The organism is Pseudoalteromonas sp. PAB 2.2 (genome assembly GCF_001938575.1).
Classification (GTDB): Bacteria; Pseudomonadota; Gammaproteobacteria; order Enterobacterales; family Alteromonadaceae; genus Pseudoalteromonas; species Pseudoalteromonas lipolytica.
Map to the genome: position 1 here is coordinate 277,830 of NZ_LYPI01000009.1, position 20,821 is coordinate 298,650.

Below are 20,821 nucleotides of genomic sequence, written 5' to 3' on the forward strand. Positions count from 1 at the left end.
CACATGAATATCACACAATCATTTAACCTTATCGCCAGTGCTATTTTGCTCAGTACAGTGGCGGCTTGTAGCCAAACGAACGCCCCTGTCGATAGTGCTAATCAGGTTCGCGCATTTGGACCCACTGAAAATGTACAAGGTTCACAAGCAGCAGCACTCACCAATAACACATGGTTAATAAGCTCAGAAAGCCAAGGGTTACAACTCATTGATGAAATGGGCAACAGCCATACTTTACAAAGCGGTAACTTTGAAACCTTGTCGGTGAAGGCGCTTGATAACGGCCACTACCTTGTCGCAAGTATTGACAATGAAGCAGACCAAGCCGTTATATTTAAACTTCAAAAAGATGCCCAATGGCAATTAAAAACGTTAAGCAGAATTACGCCACCAAAAGCGAAACCTGAAGCGGTGTGTTTATTTTCAAACTCTACCACACACGCGGTGTCGGCGTTTGTGAGTGATGCGCGCGGCCTTATTCGCGAAACCTTGGTTTATGATGTCAAAAACAATCACCCTTTAAACCTTGAATTACGTGAATTTGCAGGAATAAGTGACACATCTGGCTGTGCGGTCGACGATCACAATAAAACCCTTTACTTAAGTGAGGGAGAAGTGGGTATTTGGCGAATTAATGCCGATGCCGAGTCGCGCGCAGATAAAACGCCTGTCGCACTTATGGCCCCATTTGGCAACTTGGTTCCTGAGATTGGCGGCTTAAGCACGACAAGCGATGGCAGCCTGTGGTTTACAACCACTGAAGATAACACGCTACATCGCTATGAGAGCAAAAATAAACGCTTCAGCAGCTGGCAATTTGCAGGTGACTTAGCACTCGAATCAGCAGCGGTCCACTTTAACAATACCAAAGCTGATATTGTTTTTTACGATGATGAATCGGGGCATTATGTAAAAGGCTTCATCAACACGCCGTATCAAGAACAGGTAAAACCTACCAAACAGGCGGTCACTTACATTACCGCACAAGCGCAAACAGATGCTGTGCGAGCTTTTGGAGACGCCGCTGACGATCCTGCAATATGGATCAACACACATGATAAAGCGCACAGCTTAATTCTTGGCACTGATAAACGCCGCGGTTTAATGGTGTATAACCTTGCAGGGAACGAGCTTCAAGCATTAGAAACGGGCCGTTTAAATAACGTTGATGTACGCCAGAATAATAGCATTGATAACCCAGCCCATACGTGGATCACCGGCAGTAACCGCACTCATAACAGTATCAGTGTGTATACCGTTGATACACAAAACAAGGTGCAACACTTAGCCGAATTGCCCACCACACTGACTGAGATTTACGGTATGTGTATGTATTCATCATCCACGGGTAACTACGTGTTCATGAATGATAAATCGGGACTATTTCAACAGTACAAATTAACCGGTAACGCCACCTCAGTTAATGCCAAGCTGGTGCGAGAATTTAATGTACCTAGCCAACCAGAGGGTTGCAGCGCGGATGATAAAACCGGTGAACTCTTTTTAGGTGAAGAAGACGAAGGTATTTGGTTTATTGGCGCTGAACCAACAGCAGGCACACAGCCCGTGATGTTACAAACAATCAACGACATGTTGGTTGATGACATAGAAGGCATGGAAATTTATCACGCCACAGATACGCGTTATTTAGTCGTGTCTAGTCAAGGAGATAACAGCTATGTGCTGTATAAAATCATCGACGGCAACGTGCCGCGCCTTGAATTTGCTGGTAAATTCGCAATTAGTAATAACCTTGAACGTGCCATTGACGGCGTTTCAGAAACCGACGGATTAACGGTCACAGCAACCCCAATGCCGGGCTATCCTGAAGGAGTGTTAATTGTGCAAGATGGCTATAACCGTATGCCACAAGCACCGCAAAACTTTAAGATTATTGACTGGCGTGAAGTGAAAAAAGCGCTGAAATAACCGCTAAAGTGACTCCGTTAAGGTGTTGGGCTTACCTCAACACCTTTTTTATTGAGTTAGGTGACCTGTGGCATTACCTTAGCGATAAAACAGGTAACTAAAACAGCCCACCAGCGCCCCATAAATCAGCATAGGGAAAAAGGTTTTTTTAAGCACGGGGCCTTCTTGATTGTTCACCCCAACAATACTGGCCACAGCAATAATGTTGCTGATACAAATCATGTTGCCCATTGCCGCTCCTGTCGATTGAAGAGCCAGCACTAAGGTTTCTGATAACCCAACCTGTTGGGCAATACCATATTGAATCCCCCCAAAAGTAAGATTAGAAACTGTCGCAGACCCCGAAAAAAACGTACCTAGCGCACCAAGGTATGATGCAAATAACACCCAATGCTCACCGGTTAAATTAGCAAACGTATTGGCGATATAAAATATCGGCGCCTTATGCCCTCCTTGCATTAACACATTCACCATCACTAACGCGCCAATTAATGCCACACAAGGCAATGCAATTCGGCTTAAGGTGTCATGAACCATGTGCGACACCTGCTTTTTATTCATCTTAAGCAGCGGAACACTCACCAATACAACCAACACAAACGGAATCAGTGCTGGTACAAACAAGGTTTTATATGACCAACTAACGGCTGTACCGAACAGCTCATGCAACGATATTATCAGTGCTTTACTGAGCTCAAATTGGGCAAATCCTAAATGAATACTCAACCAAACGGTTTCATCATTTAAAAGTGCTTTAATACCTAACTGATGAATACGCGTCAGCACAAGCACCAAAATCAATAACACAAGCGGAAAAAAAGCCAAGAATAACGCCTTGCCATCTATGGGCTTATTAGAGACGGGGGGCTGTTGTGACTTAACCAGTCCAATGCCCTTTTTTGCCAAAAATATAGTCACCAATAACCCCACTGCTCCGCCAATGAGTGATGGAAACTCGTAATTCCACTGCGCAAACAACCAATAAGGTAAAACACATGACAGCACACTTAAATAAACAAAAACGCTGTTTTTGCGCACCGTGTGAAAAGGCAATACTAAACACAGCGCAATCATGGGTATCACCAAAGCGGCAACCACATGACACAGCGCTGTCCACTGAGAGATAGCCAACACCTGTTGCTCGTTTAACGAAAGTGCCGAAAAACCAAACCACGTTGGCGTTCCCACAGCCCCAAACGACACAGGAATCGAGTTTAAAATAAGCGTAAACACAATCACTTTAAAAGGCGAAAAGCCAAGCCCGACTAAAATAGGTGCCGCAATTGCCGCGGGGGTGCCAAACCCCGACGCGCCTTCGAGCATAAATGCAAACGCCCACCCTATAATCATTAACTGCGCAACGTGATTACCGCTAATCGACTCTAACCAATGCTTAATCGTGGTTTCACCACCCGACACCGCTAACATTCGATTAAGTAAAATTGCCCCGGCGATAATTGAAATAGGAGTCAGTACCGACAACATGCCCATAAAGGAGTTGGCGAGGAGTAAACGAGGATCGGCTTGAAAATAAAGTAACTGAAGCAGCACACCAGCCAATGCCGACACAGGGAGTGCAACATAAGAAGGCACGGGACTGCGCTTAACCATCATCCATATGAGTAAAAAAATGGGCAACGCAGCCACAAAGGTATTCATGATATATCCTGTCTATAATTAGCGTCCATTACCCGCTAAGTATAGACAGAATAACTAAATTTATAGGCACGAAATAAATTAAATCAGCGTACTTAACCACCAAAGTAGTAACACTAAAATCGACAGCCCTACCAATGCTTTGGTTTTATGCTTTTGAATAATGCGTTCAGCATGATTACCTGCGTAATACACCACAAGCGCTAAACCAAAATATCGAATAGAGCGTGCTATCACGGTCGCAAGTAAAAACAGCACCAACGAAAACTTTGTTGCCCCCGCGGCTAACATCGCAATTTGAAACGGAATGGGGATAATGCCAAGACTCAACACAAACCAAAATCCTTGCCCTTGCATCTTTTGTTTTACTTGCTCGAATTGCTCAGGGTTTGAAAAGGTATTGATAACCCAATCCCCAACTACATCAAATAAGTAATACCCTAACGCATAGCCAAATACAGCACCGATAATACACCCGACTGTCGCCATCAGCGCAATTAACCACAACTTTTCGCGGCGTGCTTGCATAAGTGGCACAAGCACCGCTTCAAGAGGTATGGGCACAATAGTCGATTCTAAAAACGAGGCGATCGTGATTGATCTCAGCATATGTTTAGAATCAACAAACTGCCGTGTTTTTTGCTTAAGCTTTTTTGCTATACCCATCATTTATCCTTAACAATCGTGTTGCTTTTAAGGTTACAGCAAAAATGATTAACCGTCGCTTACGGTGCGTGGATATAGCGGCTACGTCCTTGATTTTTAGCTTGATACAACGCCTGATCGGCTCGTTTCATGGTGCTGCTAAAGGTTTCGGTTGCTCTTTTTATCGCTGATCCCGCACTCACACTGAGCGTTTTACCGGGTGAAATCATCACATTATTTGCTAAACCTAATAACTGCTCACATATCGTTTGCACGACATTGAGATCATCTGTGGGAATATAAAGCGCAAACTCTTCTCCCCCTATGCGGGCAAATAAAATACTCGGATCAAGCTGTTGTCGGCACTGATAAACAAAGTCGATCAAGACTTGATCACCCACATCATGACCGTGTTCATCATTAATTGCTTTAAAGTGATCAATATCGATAATAACTAAGCTGTGTGTTTTGGTTTGGTTTAACTGAACAAAATGGTAAAAATAGCGGCGGTTATAGGCTTTGGTGAGTACATCTGTTTTAAGCTCTTCGGCTAAGTTTTTGTGCGCTTTTGCTAAGTCTGACAAAGCCAAAAACAACCCAAAGCTGGTGACTAACATGCCAATTGTTCTAAACATGTCTTCGATATAAATACCAATCCATACCGGTTGATAAACCAGCTCATCAAGAAAGTCGAAGGTTAAGCCAATACTCCATAAATAGATCCCACTGCTCAAAAATAAGTAACTTAACTTAGCAACCGCCGACGTTTGTACAAATGAAAAGATAAAAATTAGGATCAATAAATTAATCACATCAGAGAGTACGCCATTTATATAAATATTGACTTCTAGACGATTAAAAATTGATAAATAACCCACCACAATACACAACAGAGTTACAATAAAGAAGCTAATAAATAATTGCTTCAAAAGTATCGGGGCAGGAGCAGAATTAGCACTCCCCTCAAGAGGAATCATCGTCTCATTCATAGGCATAACTACAATTTACAGCAAGTGAACAAACAGTATCAAAGGGTAAATAGATGTACAGAAAATTACACTCTGTTCACCTAAAAACCAGCATTTGGGCTGGAGTAATTAATCTAAAAACAAGACATAAGGGGTAATAAAATTACCCAAATTAGTACCATAGGATATAAGGTGTCGCATTCAAGCCGATATTTTCTTATTATCTGTGCCATCACTAACGACTCATACCCAATGTAATGACTAACGCACGTTTTATTCCCTTTCGAAAGCACGACATTATCACCCTATGCAATGATTATTTAGATGCGCAACACCGTGCCTCATTTCTAGAGTTTTGCAGCTTATTGCAAAGTGTTATTCATTATCAGTATCACGGCTTACTTGAGTCATTAAAAAATAGCTATGCGCCATTTGATCCTAACTCAGACACTCGCTCACTCACGTCGATTAATGAAGAGGCGCGCAGAAAGTACCAAAACGAATTTGCTAAGCACTTTGCCACAGTGCTCAATGCCGCTAATTTTGAAACCATCACGACTCAAGACTTACAAGAGGCATTAACCGAAGAGTCTTTGTTTAAAGTGCGTTTAGAAGTCGAGTTTGATGACTTCGCTGAAGTGGTGTTTTATCGCCGAGGCGAATCACAAAAAACCGAAACGTTACGTACCTGGTGGGGGCTGAAAAAAAAGCACATATCGTTTACTAATTACGATCGGGTTGCGGTTTTTATCCGCTTTAAAGACCAACAATACTTTATCGATAAAGGCCGCATGCCGGTGGGTTTTGAGCCTAGTTCAACAATCGTCAAATTGTTTCAAAACGTCCCCAAAGCCGATTTAGAAATGCTGTTTCCAAACAGCGAAGTAAAAATGCGCCCCATTGATAAACTCATTATTGGCTCATCAGCCCTTATCGGGGGAGCGGTGGTGCTTGTTACTAAGCTTGGCGCATCAATTTTACTGTTAATTGCCATGCTTGCATTTTGGGGTGGCTGGCGCAGCGAAGAAGTGCATATGAGCCAACAGCACTTTATCACCTTTGCCATTGGTATGGGGGTGTTCGGCAGTTTTATCTTTAAAGAGTGGAGTAAATTTAAAAACCGTAAAATTCGCTTTATGAAAGCCTTAGCCGATAACCTGTACTTTAAAAACCTCGATAATAATGCAGGCGTGTTTCATACTTTGGTCGATGCGGCCGAAGAAGAAGACGTAAAAGAAGCACTCCTAGCCTACACCTTTTTACTGCACGCAAACGCAGCCATGACTGCCAAGCAACTCGATGACACCATTGAAACTTGGTTTAGCAACAATCACCACTGCACTGTTGATTTTGAAATAGACGATGCAATTAATAAACTGGTCAATCTTGAATTGGTCAGTGAAAACAAGGGTCAATACCTTGCCGTTGATTTAAGAACAGCAAAACAACGCTTAGATAAACGCTGGGATGCGTTTTTCAACTTCAGTTAGTGCTGCTTTATCTCATTGTCCTTGCGTGATTTATGGTCAGCTTTTAGGATGAAATTTTACGGCTAAAAAAAGACGCTAACATGCAATTAAAAAAACACTTCATTATTGGGGCCAGTTTGCTGTGTGCTGCAACAACAGCGCAGGTTTACGCGAACGACAAATTTGTTTCTGAGGATATTTTCCAACTTGAATACGCGGGCGACCCGCAAATAAGCCCTGACGGTAAAAAAATCGTTTATGTGCGAAGTGGCTACGACATCATGAAAGATGGTAACAAACGCAGCTTTTGGCTTTACGATTTAAAATCAGGGCAACACACTCCACTTTTTTCTGATGAGCACAATTACAGTCAGCCAACGTGGTCGCCAGACAGCCAAAAAATTGCGTTCACCAGTAATAAAAGTGGCTCAAACCAATTACACGTTTACTGGTTAGCACAAGACAAACAAGCACTGTTAACGCAATTACCAAAATCAGTAGGCGACTTAACGTGGTCACATGACGCTGAGCACATTGCTTTTACAATGAGCATTCCTGAAGGTAAATCGGCGTTTGCGAAATCGGTTAAGTTACCAAAAAAACCGAAAGGTGCCGATTGGTCAAAACCGGTCAAAGTCATTGAAAAAGCGCGTTACCAAGCCGATGGTGCTGGTTTCTTAGAACCCGCTTATCGCCATGTATTTGTGATTCCTGTTTCGGGTGGTACACCCCGCCAATTAACGTCGGGCAACTACCAACACCGCGGTCCATTAGCATGGGATCCAACCAATACCAAAGTCGTCTTTTCTTCAGACCGCCATGACGAGTGGGAGTACCGCACCACTGAATCTGATTTATACGAAATAAATGTAAAAACGGGTGAACTTACGCAATTAACAGACCTTCCGGGTCGTGAAAGTAACCCTCATTACGCTAAAGATGCAGACGAGCTGGCCTTTATTGCCCGTGATAACGCCCCCGTGCCTTACATAAACTCGACACTGTCGGTGCTTGACTTAGATGATAAGTCAGTAAAACACCTAACAGAAAAGCTGGATCGTTCAGTGGCTGACTTCAAATGGTTTGGTGATGGCGATTTTGTTATTCAGTATGATGACTTCGGTAAGCGCAAGCTTGCTAAAGTATCAAGCCGCGGTAAAGTCACCGATTTAACCGACACGGTCTCAGGCACCTCGATAGGTCGCCCGTATGTCAGTGGTAGCTTTAGCATGGCACGCAATGGTGCCATTGCCTACACGACCGGCAGTGAATACCGCCCTGCTGATTTAGGTTACTTGTACAAAGGCAAAAACAAAACGTTAACCTCGTTAAACGAAGATGTTTTAGGCCACAAAAAACTGGGCAAAGTGCACGAACTGAATGTGAAATCACAATTTGATGGTCAAGCAATTCAAGGCTGGTACATCACACCGCCCGACTTTGACGAAAGCAAACAGTACCCACTGATGGTTGAAATTCACGGTGGTCCTCATTTAGCCTATGGCCCAAGTTTTACAGCCGAACTGCAACGCTATGCTGCTGAAGGTTATGTGGTTGTGTATGTAAATTACCGTGGTTCAACTAGTTACGGTAAAGACTTTGCCTTACTTCTTGATGGTAAATACAGCTCAAAAGAAGACTTTGCCGATCATAATACCGCCGTGGATGCCATGATTGAAAAAGGCTTTATTGATAAAGACAACTTGTTCATTGCTGGTGGTTCAGCAGGCGGCATTGCAACGGCGTATGCGGTGGGTTTAACAAATCGCTTTAATGCGGCTGCTATCACAAAACCGGTTATCAACTGGTTAAGTAAAACGCTAACAGCCGACAGCTACATTGGTCAAATTCGTAACCAATTCCCAGGAATGCCGTGGGATAATGTTGAACACTATTGGCAACGCTCGCCTCTGTCTTTAGTGGGAAATGTGACAACACCTTCACTGATCATGACTGGCGAAGAAGACCGCCGTACACCGATTTCTGAATCGGAGCAATTCTATCAAGCTTTAAAACTACGTAAGGTCGATACAGTACTAATACGTGTTCCGGGTTCACCGCATGGTATTGCGGGTCGTCCATCACGGATGATTTCTAAAATTGAATACACGCTTGCGTGGTTTAATCAATATAAGAAATAATCATTTTGAGCAGTAATGGGGTGACTCATTGCTGCTCAAAAATAATGATGACTAAGCGCAAGTTGAGCACTGCCTATTGACTGCGCTTTTTCACCACAGACCCCAACACTAACGTCACACAGACGCAGCCCTCTGCTGTCTAAGCGTGCAAATGCTTCAAGTGTTAATTGCCTTACAACATCCAATGCGTCTTTTGGTAACGGTGAGTCGATAACAACAGCCTGCATATCTAATAAACTTAAACTGTGATGCATTGCCACACTTATCGCCTCAGCCGCCTTTTTAAGCCAAGGTAGTATCAGGGCATAATGTTCTTTAAATTGACTATCTGTAAGCTGATACACCGATAAATTTAACTGTGCAGCGTCAAACTGTTTTTGTAATTCTAGCAACGAGCATAACGTAAGCAACTGTTCATGCTGAGCATTTAACATTGAACCGATTGCGCCCGCGTTGCCACTTTTACCCTCAAGAAGCTGGCGGTTAATCACGACCGCGCCACCTAAAAACGCACCCAAATAAACATATAAAAAATCACTGTAATTTTGACGATTACCTAGGCTAAGCTCTGCGCAGCACGCCGCATTATTGTCATTACTGATGTAAACGGGTAGCTCAAATTCAGTTTCTAGATACGTTTTTAAATCGAAATGTTGCCATTCAAGTAATTGCGCTTGTTGCTCAGGATTCTCAGCATGCCAATGCCAAATATCAAAAGGCATTGCCACTCCTAAACCACATACTCGCGTGCTTAAGTCACAGCCTAACTCTCGCAATAGCTGTGGGATATTGGTTTTCAAAAAAGCCTTGAGTTCGTCAATGTTAGGCACATTGACCTCAACGGATACACTGGCTCTTTGCGTGCTTTGTAAATCAATTACAATCAAATCAAAACGTCGGCGTCCAATCTTTAAACCAAAGCTAAAAGCGCCATCAGGATTCAGCCGAAAAGGCACACTTGGCTGCCCTACTCGCCCTTTTACAGGGGCATCACGAAGCAATAATTTATCTTCTTCCAACTTATTAATATTCACCGTAGCAGCTTGTGCAGATAACGAGAGCGCTTTCGCTATTTGTGCTTTGGGCAGCGTTTCACATTGCCTAATCAAGCTCAAAATAGCTCGTTCATTATTACTTCGCCTTGTCGGCAATAAACTACGCTTCATAGCATCCTTCTTAATACGGTTAAAGACCCACCTATTAGACCTTTTTGCCATACTATCCGCTAGTTAAAATAATAAATCAACTATGTTGATTTATTATCTGGAGTCGTGAATACTATCGGCCACAACAATATGAACACAACAATCTGGTGATCTATGCCAACACAATCAGCTATTGTATCGCGCCAAATGCTATGGCCATTTATCTTGCTCGCCACCTGTTTCGCTGCATGGGGTACAGCAGCAAACATGACCGATCCTTTAGTAAAGGTTTTCAGTAAAACGTTTTCGATGAGTGCGCTGCAATCAGCATTGGTGCAATTTAGTTACTATGGCGCTTATTTTTGCTTAGCGTTGCCTGCGGCTCTAATTAATCGTCGTTTTAATTACAAAACAGGTCTGCTGGTTGGTTTAGCCATGGCCGCATGTGGCGCGTTGTTGTTTTATCCGGCGAGCCAAACAATGCTATACAGCCACTTTTTACTTGCTTTATTTATTCTGGCTGGCGGGTTATCTATTTTAGAAACCTCTGCAAATCCTTATGTAATGCAGCTAGGGTGCGAAAAATCGGCCACTCGCCGCCTAAATTTGGCGCAAGCATTCAACCCAGTGGGCACCAATATCGGTGTATTTCTGGCCGCCACGTTAATTTTACCCAGTTTAAATCAGGCCGATAATGCACACCGAGCACTCATGAGTGAAAGCCAATTAAAGGCGATTGTGAGCAGTGAGCTCAGTGCAGTGATGGTGCCTTACGTGGGGATGGCGGGTTGTTTAATCTTATTATGGCTGTGTATCTTTTTTAGTAAATCTCCTAAAACAATAACGCACTCCCACACCCCATCACGCAATTTAACAAGCGCTTTTAAAACCTTATATCAAAATAAGCATTATCGTTTTGGTGTTGTTGCGCAGTTTTTTAACGTTGGAGCGCAAACATGTGTCTGGACCTACACTATCGGTTACACCATGGAGGCACTCACAACGAATGAAGTCACTGGGGGTCAAGTGCTACAGTATTCGATGCTCGTCTTTTTAATTTCTAGGTTTATTATGACGTGGCTCATGCGTTTTTTGAGTGGTGCTAAATTACTGCGGATTATGGCCTTAGTCGCAGCTGCGCTGTGTGTTTTGGTTATCACTCAAGTTAATTTACTGGGAGTGGCGGCACTTGTGAGTATTTCTGGCTGCTTATCGCTTATGTTTCCGACTATTTATGGCACGGCACTCGAGGGACTCGGCGATGATGCAAAAATTGGCGCTGCAGGATTAGTAATGGCGATTCTAGGGGGCGCATTTTTACCGTTACTCCAAGCAACATTAATTGATACATTGGATACGGCCAGCTCATTTATTATTCCTCTTCTGTGCTTTTTAATTGTCTCTCTTTATGGCCACCATACTCGGGGCACCAAAAATACACATAAACACGAATAAGTAGTAACAATACGATATAAAAAATAAGGCGCTGAGCGTAAATCAGTGCCTTATCGTATTGTACTTTATGAGTATAAAATGTGAAAATTAGCGCCTTTATCACTACCTAAAAGTAAGTATGAAATCGCTTAAGTCCGCTTTACAACCCCACATGTCTAAACTGTGCACTCAGCGCATTTCATATCATTTCAGCTTTTTTTTAGTTAAGTATATTTGTTTCTTTTGTGGCTGCTTTTTAAGCTTTATTTTGCACGATAAATTCAATGTTCCCATTGTAGTGGCCGCAGCTGGCACTGGGTTAATTGGCACTTTTATTCCTTTTTCACGCGTGTATAAGTCTCACCCCTATGCAGCTATTTATGCGGGCAGCTTTGCGGGTATGTGCTCATCAAGTTTAATTAATAATTACTGGGAACTGGGTTTAATTTCATTTTTTGGTGCGAGCTTATATGTCATGACAATGAATCTTTTTGCTGGTTTTGGTGGTCGCTTAGGCAGTGTCGCATTTGCCAGTGTGGCCCTTTACATGTTTACGAAAAGTGCGTTTTTATGAACCTCGCGATTACTTTATTGTCAATATTTGCCGCATTTGGCACCTATCTTCTTGCACAACAAAATCGCTTTGACGGCATTCGTGCATCAGCCTCGTTAACAATTATTGCTTACTGTGTGATGGTTTATATCACCCCTCACGCTGATTTATACAGTGTGGCGTTTTTTGGCGGCACTTTTATTGGCATGAGTGCCCCTAAACGCTTTGGTATTTTTACCATTACCATTGCAGCCTTACTTTTTTCTCTTCTTTTTGAGTATCTTGTGCCTCTTTTAAATGGCTATGGTGGGGCTTTGGGGATCAGTGCATTTCTCGCCGTGTGTCTATGCCATATTGGTATATTGCTAGGTGCTCCACGCAGTAAAAAACCACATTAGTTTTTCACTTTATGCTGCAACAAGCACGCTTATTCTTACACGCATTAACACCAACACTTTAACCTTATTAATTAAAAAATTATTAAGATTAAAACACTGCTAACAACCCTGTTATCGCCTCTCAGGCCTTGATTAAGTGCAGACCAAGGTCGCATATTATTTAACCAAAAAAGCGCCTACATTTTAAATATCCACGCTCCCACGTGATAGCACTTAACATTGCATCTTCAAGGGGAGCGGATATAAATCTCTCACAAATAAAGTATAGGAGCCTCTTTATGTCGGGCGAATATCAACAACAATATCAACAGTTTCAGCGCGATCCCGGTCAGTTTTGGCTTGAGCAAAGTAAACGTATTGCGTGGTTTAAAGCCCCCAGCGCACCGTATCAAAACGATGAAAACAATTTTTATCATTGGTTTGCCGATGGCACGCTTAATACCTGTTATTTAGCACTTGACCAGCATGTAGATGCCGGTTTCGGCGAACAAACAGCATTAATTTACGACTCACCCGTTACAAACACAAAACAAAAAATCAGCTACTCAGAATTGCAAAGTCGCGTTGCAACATTTGCAGGCCTAATGCATTCATTGGGCGTTAGTAAGGGCGATCGCGTGGTTATTTATATGCCGATGATCCCCGAAGCGGTTATTGGCATGTTAGCGTGTGCACGACTAGGGGCTATTCACTCGGTGGTTTTTGGTGGTTTTGCACCCCACGAACTTGCCGTGCGTATCGATGATGCAAAGCCTAAACTTGTGCTTAGCGCATCATGTGGGGTCGAAATCAATCATGTCATTGAATATAAGCCACTGCTTGATGAAGCCCTTGAAACCGCAAAGCATCACGTTGAACACTGCATTATTTACCAGCGTGAACAAGCAAAAGCCGATATGCAAGCAGGTCGCGATATTGACTGGCAATCGGCCAGCGATGCAGCCGCTCCTATAGAGCCTGTCGCAGTAAATGGGGATGACCCGCTTTATATCCTTTATACCTCAGGTACCACAGGCACGCCAAAAGGCGTGGTGAGAGAAAACGGGGGGCATGCAGTTGCAATGCATTACAGCATGGAGACGGTTTATGGCATGAAGCCGGGCGAGGTCTTTTGGGCGGCTTCCGATATCGGGTGGGTAGTCGGTCATTCATACATCGTCTATGCACCTCTTATTTATCGCTGTACCACCGTTTTATATGAAGGCAAACCCATTAGAACGCCCGATGCCAGCGCATTTTGGCGTGTGGTAGAAGAGCACAAGGTAACCGCGTTATTCAGTGCACCTACCGCATTTAGGGCTATCAAAAAAGAAGATCCGACAGCCGAAGGCTTTAAAAAATACGATACCTCCTCGTTAGAACGCTTATTTTTAGCCGGTGAACGCCTTGACCCTCCGACGTATGAGTGGCTTAAAGAGCACACAGGATTACCGGTGCTAGATCATTGGTGGCAAACAGAAACAGGCTGGGCCATTGCTTGTAATCCAATTGGCATTGAGCAGCTAGGCACAAAACCTGGCAGTTCAACGGTGCCCACACCGGGCTTCGATGTGCAAATTTTAGATATGAATGGTGAGCGTTGCGCACCAAATGAAAACGGCGCGGTTGTAATAAAACTGCCTTTACCTCCGGGTTGTTTACCCACTATCTGGCAAAATGACGCGCGTTTTAACGCGGGTTACTTGAGTGAGTACCCTGGTTATTACCTCTCTGGTGATGGGGGTTATATTGATGACGATGGCTATTTATTCATTATGGGCCGAACCGATGATGTGATTAATGTTGCGGGTCATCGCCTATCCACGGGGGAAATGGAAGAAATTGTCGCGGCTCACCCTGCCGTTGCTGAATGTGCCGTTTTTGGTGTAAGTGATTCACTAAAAGGGCAATTGCCAATGGCGATGATCGTTCTAAAAGATGATTACCTCGGTGATAGCAAAGAGGTTGAAAAAGAGTTAATCCACGCTGTTAGGCATCAAATTGGCGCAATCGCCTGTTTGAAAAATATTCTGCATGTTGAACGATTACCTAAAACACGTTCAGGGAAAATTCTTAGAAAAAACCTTCGTCAATTAGTCGATGGGGAAGAATTAAACATTCCATCAACGATTGATGACGCCTCTATTTTTGACGAAATCAACCAACAACTAAACAATCGCTAAATGCTTTTGTAATGTTACCAAAGGCCTTTTAATAAGGCCTTTATACTCTATTGAAAGCCACGCTATGTATTATTTACCCTACCGACAATAAGCTGCTTTAAAATAAAACTAAACGTACCCAAAAAACGAATAACACGCTAAACTTATTGAACTTATTTCGTATTTTTATGAGCCTTAAACACATGAAAAAATGGCTTTACCCTCTTTTGCCTTTGGTTGTTTTAACGGGTTGTACATCACTGAGTAAAGATGAATGTTTGCAAGCAAATTGGTATGGCATTGGCTATCAACATGGTGTTAATGGCACCCAATACCAAGATGGCGTAAATGCGTTAGCACAATGCAGTGAGTTTGGCGTGCGTGCAGACATAAACGAATATAAATCGGGTTATGATCAAGGTCTCAATGTGTATTGTGAACCCGAAAACGGCTTTACATTGGCCATGCAAGGCATGCCTTATAACGGCGTGTGTAACAGCACTGCGTTTCGTAAAGCATGGCAAGAAGGTAACGACCGCTACCAAGTACAGCAACGGCTTATTGATATCGATGATCGTATAGAAGAAATTGATCGTCGGCTACATACTATTCGTGCTGAACTAAACAATAATCAGCTCGATAATCAACAGCGTAAAAACCTCTACCATGAGCGTAAAAGTTTAGAAGATGAACGTAATGACTTGCGCAAAGAACGGGCGCTATTGCCGCTACTCAATAAACTGCCCAGTGTTGAAATATCAACCGAATGGTAACGATTTTGGTATCGATTTCATCTTATACATTTGCTTATCAGCCATGGTAAGCAACTCTTTCACATTTTTGCCATGATGCGGATACAGCGCAATACCAAAACTTGCACTGACAGGCTGGGCAGTGGCATAGTTTTTTGCAATTACTTCCACCGCTTTTTGACAACGCAATGCAATTTCTTCGCATACTTCAGGCTTTACTAAACTAGGTAGTACAATCACAAATTCATCACCCCCTATGCGTGCAAGAATATCTTGCTCACGTAGCTGTAACGCTATCTGCTGGCTAATCGTAAGCAATAAACTATCGCCTTGTTCATGCCCAAAGGTGTCGTTAACCAATTTAAAGTTATCAAGATCAAGGTAAATTAACGCAAACTTAGGGTTATTTGCCGTTGTACTTTGCGTGATTGCACGTAACTGAATATCTAACCCTCGTCGATTAAGTAACTTAGTAAGCGGGTCTTGATTTACCAGCTCAGTTAATAATTGACGTTTTTCTACTGCCAGCGAAATATCATCAAAAGCACCTATGTAATGACTTACACATCCTTTTTCATCATATAAAGCATCGATAGAAAGCAGCTCTGGGAAAATTTCGCCCGATTTACGCTTGTTCCACACCTCCCCCTGCCAGCGACCTTTACTCAGTAGTGTTGCCCACATTTGTTGGTACACTTCTTTTCCTTGCTTTTTAGCTGAAAGTATTGCTGGACTTTGGCCTACCACTTCAGATTTACTGTATCCGGTTATTTGTTCAAATGCGGGGTTAACATCGACAATGCGTGGCTCTGGGGTTGTAATTAAAATTCCTCGACTGGTGGTTGAAAAGACGGCGGTTAACAATTTTATTTTTTCATTACTCGTCACTTCTTCACTGACATCTTCTAAGTAACCATTCCACTCAAAACAACCATCATGGCGCGCAATAGGCGACGATTTACCTTCAACCCATATGAGCCCTTTTTTTGGGTGATTTACCCGATAGATTTGATGCCAGTCACATAATTCAACTCGCGAACGCTCAATACTTGTCAACACACGAGGCAGATCATCGGGGTGTATTACCTGCATGGCAAAAGCATCAGACTCTTTCAATTGGTCTGACGTACAGCCATAAATTTCTATTACTTTTGACGTTGTGAAAGGAAATGAACCGTGACCTTTTTTATCTATTACGTACTGAAAAACAAGGCCCGGTAAGTTATCAGTAAATTTTTGCAGTTTGTTATGTAAAGACTCTATTTCGCACTCTTTTCGCCACTGATTGGTTATATCTATGTGAACGCCAAACATCCATTCAGGCTCCCCCTCTTCATCCCATGTTTGCACTTGGCCTTTGTCGAGTACTTTAATCCAGTGCCCTTTTTTGTGCTTCATTCTGACTTCGCATATATAGCGCTCAGTTTCGCCACTAAAATGGGCTTGAAGGTGTCGATGCGATTTTTCGAGATCATCAGGGTGTGCATGCACAAGCCACGTATCAATAGAAACCGGATGCAAGTCAGCTAAACTATAACCAATAATTGCCGCCCATTTTTCATTAAAAATGGTTTCACCTGTTTTTATATTCCATAGCCATATCCCCGCATCGCTACTATCAAGTATAAGCTGGGCGATGTCTATTCCGAGCTTCGACTGGATCCCCTCGTATCCTTTACTAAATGCCATAGTTAACCTTTTGAGTTGGATCACGGTGAAAAAGTAAGCCTTTATTTCTATTTTAGATAACAAAATAAAAAAAGACTAAAAATGACATTTAGATTTTTGATTTAAATTAAAATTACTCATTTAAGGGCCAATCTGCAGCATCGTATATATCAACAACACGACTCACTGTTTTATCACCTTGCCATTTGCGAATATAACACCCTGTTGGGTCATATAATGCCGTTTGCTTATTAATATGGAAATGACGCCCACCTCGCGGATCCACGCCAACTCCTGCAATATATTGCCAGTTACCCCAGTTCGCAGCGACATCATAGTCAATGAGCTGTTGCTCAAAGTAAGCCGCTCCAAAACGCCAGTCAACCGCTAACTCATTGACCAAACAACTGGCTGCAATTTGCCGCGAACGATTCGAAATATAGCCCGTTTCATTGAGCTCATGCATTATTGCATTTACCAGTGGAAAAGGTGTGGTTCCTTGGCACCAAGATGCAAAACGTTGACTATTAAATGTTGTTAGCGGCGCTGTTTTTTTCTGGCCTTTAAAGCGATATAGCTGTCTGCCAACATGCTTAGCATGCCACTTAAAATACTCACGCCAGAGTAATTCAAATTTAATCCAATACGTTGACTCATTCGCACCATTTATATGCTCATAATGTTCAACCTCAGCATACACTTGTTTTGCACTAATAGACCCACCCGCAAGCCACAAACTAAACTTAGTCGTGTTACTGAAGCCGTCTAATTCATTACGTGTTTCTTTGTAGCAGGCCGGTGCGGGCGATGAAAAATAGTGCTGGCAATGTTGTTGAGCAGCAAACAAGCCACCAGACACACTTTCAGGCTCTGTCACTGCATCTGGGATTGGTTGAGCTGGGCAAAGCTGCACTGGGTGTGGCAAACGCGAAACCGCATCACGCGGTGCAGCAATAGCCGCAGGTTCTGCTTCAACTTTTTTACGAAAAGCCGTGAAATTTTTTGGTAAATCGGCAACTGAGAACGGTAAATCAGGTGCTGTAAATAAAGTGTCTTGCTGGTAGGTTTTAATGTCAAGTTCTGGGCATAACTCAGTTATTTTATTAAGCTGTTTTTGCTCGTAATAGCCCACTTGCTCTGTACAGACAAGCGTTGAAATACCGTGTTTTTTTATACGCTCGTGAATAACCACTTCGGGCTCACCTGTGACCACATGTAAGGTTTGCCCAAGCGCCTCCACAGCGTTAGAAAAAGCCTGTAGGCTCTGTATTAAAAAACGATATCGATGCTTACCAACAGGCCGTTGTTGATAATTGCTTTGTTTAAACCACCTAGGCTCAATCACATAAACAAGGTCAAGTTCACCATTAAAGTGTTCAAGTTCAGATAGTATGACGTTATCACTCATTCTTAAGTCATTTTGCAGCCAATATAAAACACGCTTTTTCATTGTTTACTCTTTTAGAAATCTTAATAAATCATACGCAAGCCAGCCTTTTACCGATTAATTTCACGCTAACGCATTATCTAAATCAAAAGTTATCAAGCTCTTACAATCTTCAACTAAGTTTCAGTTTTAGTTAAGTTTTTCTTAAGTTAGTTCTTTTATGCTTTCAAAATGAAGCGTTTTTAACGACTTAGGTTGATGTAGCATGACAACCTCATCGCTAAGTATTAAGTAGGCATAGTTCCAAATGTATAAAATAACACCTGTTTTATTATTCACATGCACTGCTACAGGGACAGCTTATGCAAACGAGCCTTTAAGCTTAGATGTCGTCTGTGAGGTAAAAAGCAAACCCACTGCTGAGTTAAGCGAAGACAAAGACATCACTGTTGATAAACTCAACATTGATACACATACTATTTTTGATCCAAACGATCCTGAAACGACCGCCCTACACCGCTTTATTAACTGGTTACACATAGATACCAAAAACAAAGTTATCAGTGAGCAAATTACCTTTAAAGAAGGTGAGCAAGTAAGTGAGCGTCAGTTACAAGAAGCAGAGCGTATTCTGCGCAATAAAAAATACTTAAGAGATGCCAAAGTTAGCTATACAAAAGATTGCCTTGTGGATGAGCCTAAAGTTGTACAAATAGATACCTGGGATACCTGGAGTTTATTACCAACCGTTAATTTTGGGCGAAGTAGTGGCAACAATAAATACAGCTTGGGCTTTAAAGAAGAAAACTTTTTAGGGTACGGTATTCGCGCATCATTAAAGTATAAATCTGATCACGAACGCTCGGGCTTCCATTCAGTACTGCAAATGCCAGTACCTTGGCAGCCTCATGCGACCCTCACTTTACAAGCTGATGATTACGATGACGGGCAAGTCTTTTTAGTGGATTATCATCAGCCTTTTTATCAACGCAGCAGTGACGCACTAATGCGCTACTTTGCACAATCTCAAAAGCAAAAAAGTTATATCTATCAAAATGGTATAACTCGTTCAGAGTTTTTTACTGATGAATTAATCGCCCAGTTTGCCTATGGTGGTATTTTATCGCAAGACAGTCAGCAAACCTTCCACTGGCTTGCAGGGATTGACTACCAAGATGTCAGCTACCGCCCTTTTCAAACAGAACCTTTACTTGCAGGTCTCAACGATTACAGCATTGCTGCACCTTGGCTAGGATTGCATTGGTTAGAAGACAATTACGCTGTGTTGCACGATATTGACCTAATAAACCACAATGAAGACGTTAACCTAGGCTGGGAGTTAAACTCAAAGTTTGCCATCGATACGGTTAATTTGGGGCAAGGCTTTTTATTTGATACTAACCTCACCAAAGCGTGGTTTAACAATAATGCCTTGTATCGGTTTGCCACAGGGGTCAAAGGCAATATTGGTACAGAGCTTGATGACCGCTTAGCTATTTACTCAAAAGCGCAAATGAACTATCGCTGGTCAGATTCATTTGCCTTTTATGCGCATTTAAATGGTCATTGGCAAAACCATGAGTTTGCAGATAAACCGCTGGCTGTAGGCGGTGAAGAAGGCATGCGTGGCTTCCCTGAAAGTTACCAACATGGTACTTCAAGCGTACAAGCAACCGCTGAGCTAAGAATGTACCCAAATATCAATCTGTATCAGTTTGTAGATGTAGGCTTTGTTGGCTTTGTTGATGTAGGCCAAGCATTTGGCAGCACTGAAACTGCGAATATATCAGATTCAATGCTAACCAGTGCAGGTCTTGGTATTCGCCTATATTCATCGCGCTCAAGTAACGACAACGTTATACATATTGACTTTAGTACGCCTCTTGGCAGTTACCAAGACGTTGATTCATGGCAAATAGGAATGTCGGTTGAAACAACTTTTTAAGCATCCTGCTCTTTACTCATCAACTCGCTCATTCGCTGCATAAGTTCTTGCTCACTGAGGTCTTCTTTGTGTGTGCCTATAGTCCAAATATGACCAAAAGGGTCTTCTAAGGTCCCAGCTCTGTCGCCATAAAACTGATCGTGAACTGGGCGCAGCTCTTTTGCACCCAGCGACAACGCGTTGGCAAATACAGCATCAACGTCTTCAACATACAGCATAATACTCACAGGTGTACCACCAAGCTGATGTGGAGACTTAAACTGCACATCGGGGCACATATCTGAAAGCATGATGTGGGAATCAGCAATTTTAATTTCGGCATGTGCCACGCCACCGTCTGGTAAAGGCATTTGCATCACCAGTTCAGCAGCAAACGCTTGCTTATAGAACTCTATTGCCTTCGTGGCACCTTCAATAATCAAATAAGGCGTTACCGCATGGTAACCTTTAGGTATTGCAGATATAGCCATATTGAACCTCGTGTTGGAACGTGTCTTCTCTAAAGGTAGCAGTTGTTCACAAAATCACTAGCTTATGTACAAAAACGCCCACGAACATTCATGACCGCAGGCGTTTTTTAGCAAGGTTTA

General features: G+C 42.6%; 16 protein-coding genes. 9 read left to right on the forward strand and 7 right to left on the reverse strand.

Translation table 11 applies throughout. The features are described 5' to 3' along the window. Positions 1–3 precede the first annotated feature (3 nt). Positions 4–1,929: a phytase gene (locus BWD47_RS07965; protein WP_075593764.1), complete on the forward strand. Its 1,926-nt coding sequence runs from the start codon at positions 4–6 to the stop codon at positions 1,927–1,929. Between the two features lie 78 nt (positions 1,930–2,007). Here the strand turns inward: BWD47_RS07965 and BWD47_RS07970 are convergent, their stop codons facing one another. The 3 genes from BWD47_RS07970 to BWD47_RS07980 all read right to left on the reverse strand — a co-directional run bounded on the left by BWD47_RS07970 (position 2,008) and on the right by BWD47_RS07980 (position 5,219). After that, positions 2,008–3,588 (reverse strand): L-lactate permease, encoded by a 1,581-nt coding sequence (locus tag BWD47_RS07970; RefSeq protein WP_230235390.1) that lies wholly within the window; start codon positions 3,586–3,588, stop codon positions 2,008–2,010. A gap of 78 nt (positions 3,589–3,666) precedes the next feature. Further along, positions 3,667–4,251, reverse strand: a complete 585-nt coding sequence (locus BWD47_RS07975) for a YqaA family protein (RefSeq protein WP_036966814.1) — start codon at positions 4,249–4,251, stop codon at positions 3,667–3,669. A gap of 59 nt (positions 4,252–4,310) precedes the next feature. Continuing rightward, positions 4,311–5,219 carry a GGDEF domain-containing protein gene (locus BWD47_RS07980; protein WP_162898042.1) on the reverse strand — a complete coding sequence of 303 codons (909 nt, stop codon included), beginning with the start codon at positions 5,217–5,219 and terminating at the stop codon, positions 4,311–4,313. A 236-nt stretch (positions 5,220–5,455) separates the two neighbouring features. Between BWD47_RS07980 and BWD47_RS07985 the strand changes: the two genes are divergently transcribed. Then, positions 5,456–6,688, forward strand: a complete 1,233-nt coding sequence (locus BWD47_RS07985; protein ID WP_075593765.1) for a TMEM143 family protein — start codon at positions 5,456–5,458, stop codon at positions 6,686–6,688. 80 nt (positions 6,689–6,768) lie between these two features. Further along, the gene (locus BWD47_RS07990) at positions 6,769–8,808 is read left to right on the forward strand and encodes a S9 family peptidase (protein ID WP_075593766.1); all 2,040 of its coding nucleotides are present in this window, start codon (positions 6,769–6,771) and stop codon (positions 8,806–8,808) included. 35 nt (positions 8,809–8,843) lie between these two features. On the opposite strand, the gene BWD47_RS07995 is transcribed toward BWD47_RS07990, so the two are convergent. Further along, positions 8,844–9,974 carry an ROK family transcriptional regulator gene (locus BWD47_RS07995; protein ID WP_065978599.1) on the reverse strand — a complete coding sequence of 377 codons (1,131 nt, stop codon included), beginning with the start codon at positions 9,972–9,974 and terminating at the stop codon, positions 8,844–8,846. A 153-nt stretch (positions 9,975–10,127) separates the two neighbouring features. Between BWD47_RS07995 and fucP the strand changes: the two genes are divergently transcribed. From fucP to BWD47_RS08020, 5 genes are all read left to right on the forward strand, one after another. Then, complete coding sequence (fucP, locus tag BWD47_RS08000) at positions 10,128–11,408, forward strand: L-fucose:H+ symporter permease (protein WP_075593767.1); 1,281 nt, start codon at positions 10,128–10,130, stop codon at positions 11,406–11,408. A gap of 247 nt (positions 11,409–11,655) precedes the next feature. Further along, positions 11,656–11,961: a hypothetical protein gene (locus BWD47_RS08005; RefSeq protein WP_075593808.1), complete on the forward strand. Its 306-nt coding sequence runs from the start codon at positions 11,656–11,658 to the stop codon at positions 11,959–11,961. Continuing rightward, positions 11,958–12,338, forward strand: a complete 381-nt coding sequence (locus tag BWD47_RS08010) for a hypothetical protein (protein ID WP_075593768.1) — start codon at positions 11,958–11,960, stop codon at positions 12,336–12,338. Before BWD47_RS08005 ends, BWD47_RS08010 begins: the two co-directional genes overlap by 4 nt. Positions 12,339–12,595: 257 nt before the next feature. Beyond that, on the forward strand, positions 12,596–14,500 hold the full coding sequence (locus BWD47_RS08015; protein WP_256719298.1) for a propionyl-CoA synthetase: 1,905 nt from the start codon (positions 12,596–12,598) through the stop codon (positions 14,498–14,500). Positions 14,501–14,682: 182 nt separating this feature from the next. After that, positions 14,683–15,252, forward strand: coding sequence for a DUF2799 domain-containing protein (locus tag BWD47_RS08020; protein WP_083633647.1), 570 nt, complete (start codon positions 14,683–14,685; stop codon positions 15,250–15,252). Here the strand turns inward: BWD47_RS08020 and BWD47_RS08025 are convergent. Both BWD47_RS08025 and BWD47_RS08030 read right to left on the reverse strand, forming a co-directional pair. After that, the gene (locus BWD47_RS08025; protein ID WP_036966797.1) at positions 15,238–16,920 is read right to left on the reverse strand and encodes a sensor domain-containing diguanylate cyclase; all 1,683 of its coding nucleotides are present in this window, start codon (positions 16,918–16,920) and stop codon (positions 15,238–15,240) included. The genes BWD47_RS08020 and BWD47_RS08025 overlap by 15 nt on opposite strands. A 112-nt stretch (positions 16,921–17,032) precedes the next feature. Continuing rightward, complete coding sequence (locus BWD47_RS08030) at positions 17,033–18,349, reverse strand: DASH family cryptochrome (protein ID WP_075593770.1); 1,317 nt, start codon at positions 18,347–18,349, stop codon at positions 17,033–17,035. Between the two features lie 244 nt (positions 18,350–18,593). Here BWD47_RS08030 and BWD47_RS08035 point away from each other — a divergent pair, with 244 nt between their 5' ends. Continuing rightward, the gene (locus BWD47_RS08035) at positions 18,594–20,231 is read left to right on the forward strand and encodes a hypothetical protein (protein WP_074988998.1); all 1,638 of its coding nucleotides are present in this window, start codon (positions 18,594–18,596) and stop codon (positions 20,229–20,231) included. Here the strand turns inward: BWD47_RS08035 and BWD47_RS08040 are convergent. Next, the gene (locus BWD47_RS08040) at positions 20,228–20,701 is read right to left on the reverse strand and encodes a VOC family protein (protein ID WP_036966768.1); all 474 of its coding nucleotides are present in this window, start codon (positions 20,699–20,701) and stop codon (positions 20,228–20,230) included. The genes BWD47_RS08035 and BWD47_RS08040 overlap by 4 nt on opposite strands. Positions 20,702–20,821: the final 120 nt, after the last annotated feature.

Excerpts from the sequence above, each read along its gene's own strand:
- BWD47_RS08020 (WP_083633647.1), top strand. The coding sequence starts at position 14,683 with ATGAAAAAATGGCTTTACCCTCTTTTGCCTTTGGTTGTTTTAACGGGT.
- BWD47_RS08035 (WP_074988998.1), top strand. The coding sequence starts at position 18,594 with ATGTATAAAATAACACCTGTTTTATTATTCACATGCACTGCTACAGGG.
- BWD47_RS07970 (WP_230235390.1), bottom strand. The coding sequence starts at position 3,588 with ATGAATACCTTTGTGGCTGCGTTGCCCATTTTTTTACTCATATGGATG.
- BWD47_RS07985 (WP_075593765.1), top strand. The coding sequence starts at position 5,456 with ATGACTAACGCACGTTTTATTCCCTTTCGAAAGCACGACATTATCACC.
- BWD47_RS07975 (WP_036966814.1), bottom strand. The coding sequence starts at position 4,251 with ATGGGTATAGCAAAAAAGCTTAAGCAAAAAACACGGCAGTTTGTTGAT.
- BWD47_RS07995 (WP_065978599.1), bottom strand. The coding sequence starts at position 9,974 with ATGAAGCGTAGTTTATTGCCGACAAGGCGAAGTAATAATGAACGAGCT.
- BWD47_RS08030 (WP_075593770.1), bottom strand. The coding sequence starts at position 18,349 with ATGAAAAAGCGTGTTTTATATTGGCTGCAAAATGACTTAAGAATGAGT.
- BWD47_RS07980 (WP_162898042.1), bottom strand. The coding sequence starts at position 5,219 with ATGAATGAGACGATGATTCCTCTTGAGGGGAGTGCTAATTCTGCTCCT.
- BWD47_RS08010 (WP_075593768.1), top strand. The coding sequence starts at position 11,958 with ATGAACCTCGCGATTACTTTATTGTCAATATTTGCCGCATTTGGCACC.
- fucP (WP_075593767.1), top strand. The coding sequence starts at position 10,128 with ATGCCAACACAATCAGCTATTGTATCGCGCCAAATGCTATGGCCATTT.
- BWD47_RS08040 (WP_036966768.1), bottom strand. The coding sequence starts at position 20,701 with ATGGCTATATCTGCAATACCTAAAGGTTACCATGCGGTAACGCCTTAT.
- BWD47_RS07990 (WP_075593766.1), top strand. The coding sequence starts at position 6,769 with ATGCAATTAAAAAAACACTTCATTATTGGGGCCAGTTTGCTGTGTGCT.
- BWD47_RS07965 (WP_075593764.1), top strand. The coding sequence starts at position 4 with ATGAATATCACACAATCATTTAACCTTATCGCCAGTGCTATTTTGCTC.
- BWD47_RS08025 (WP_036966797.1), bottom strand. The coding sequence starts at position 16,920 with ATGGCATTTAGTAAAGGATACGAGGGGATCCAGTCGAAGCTCGGAATA.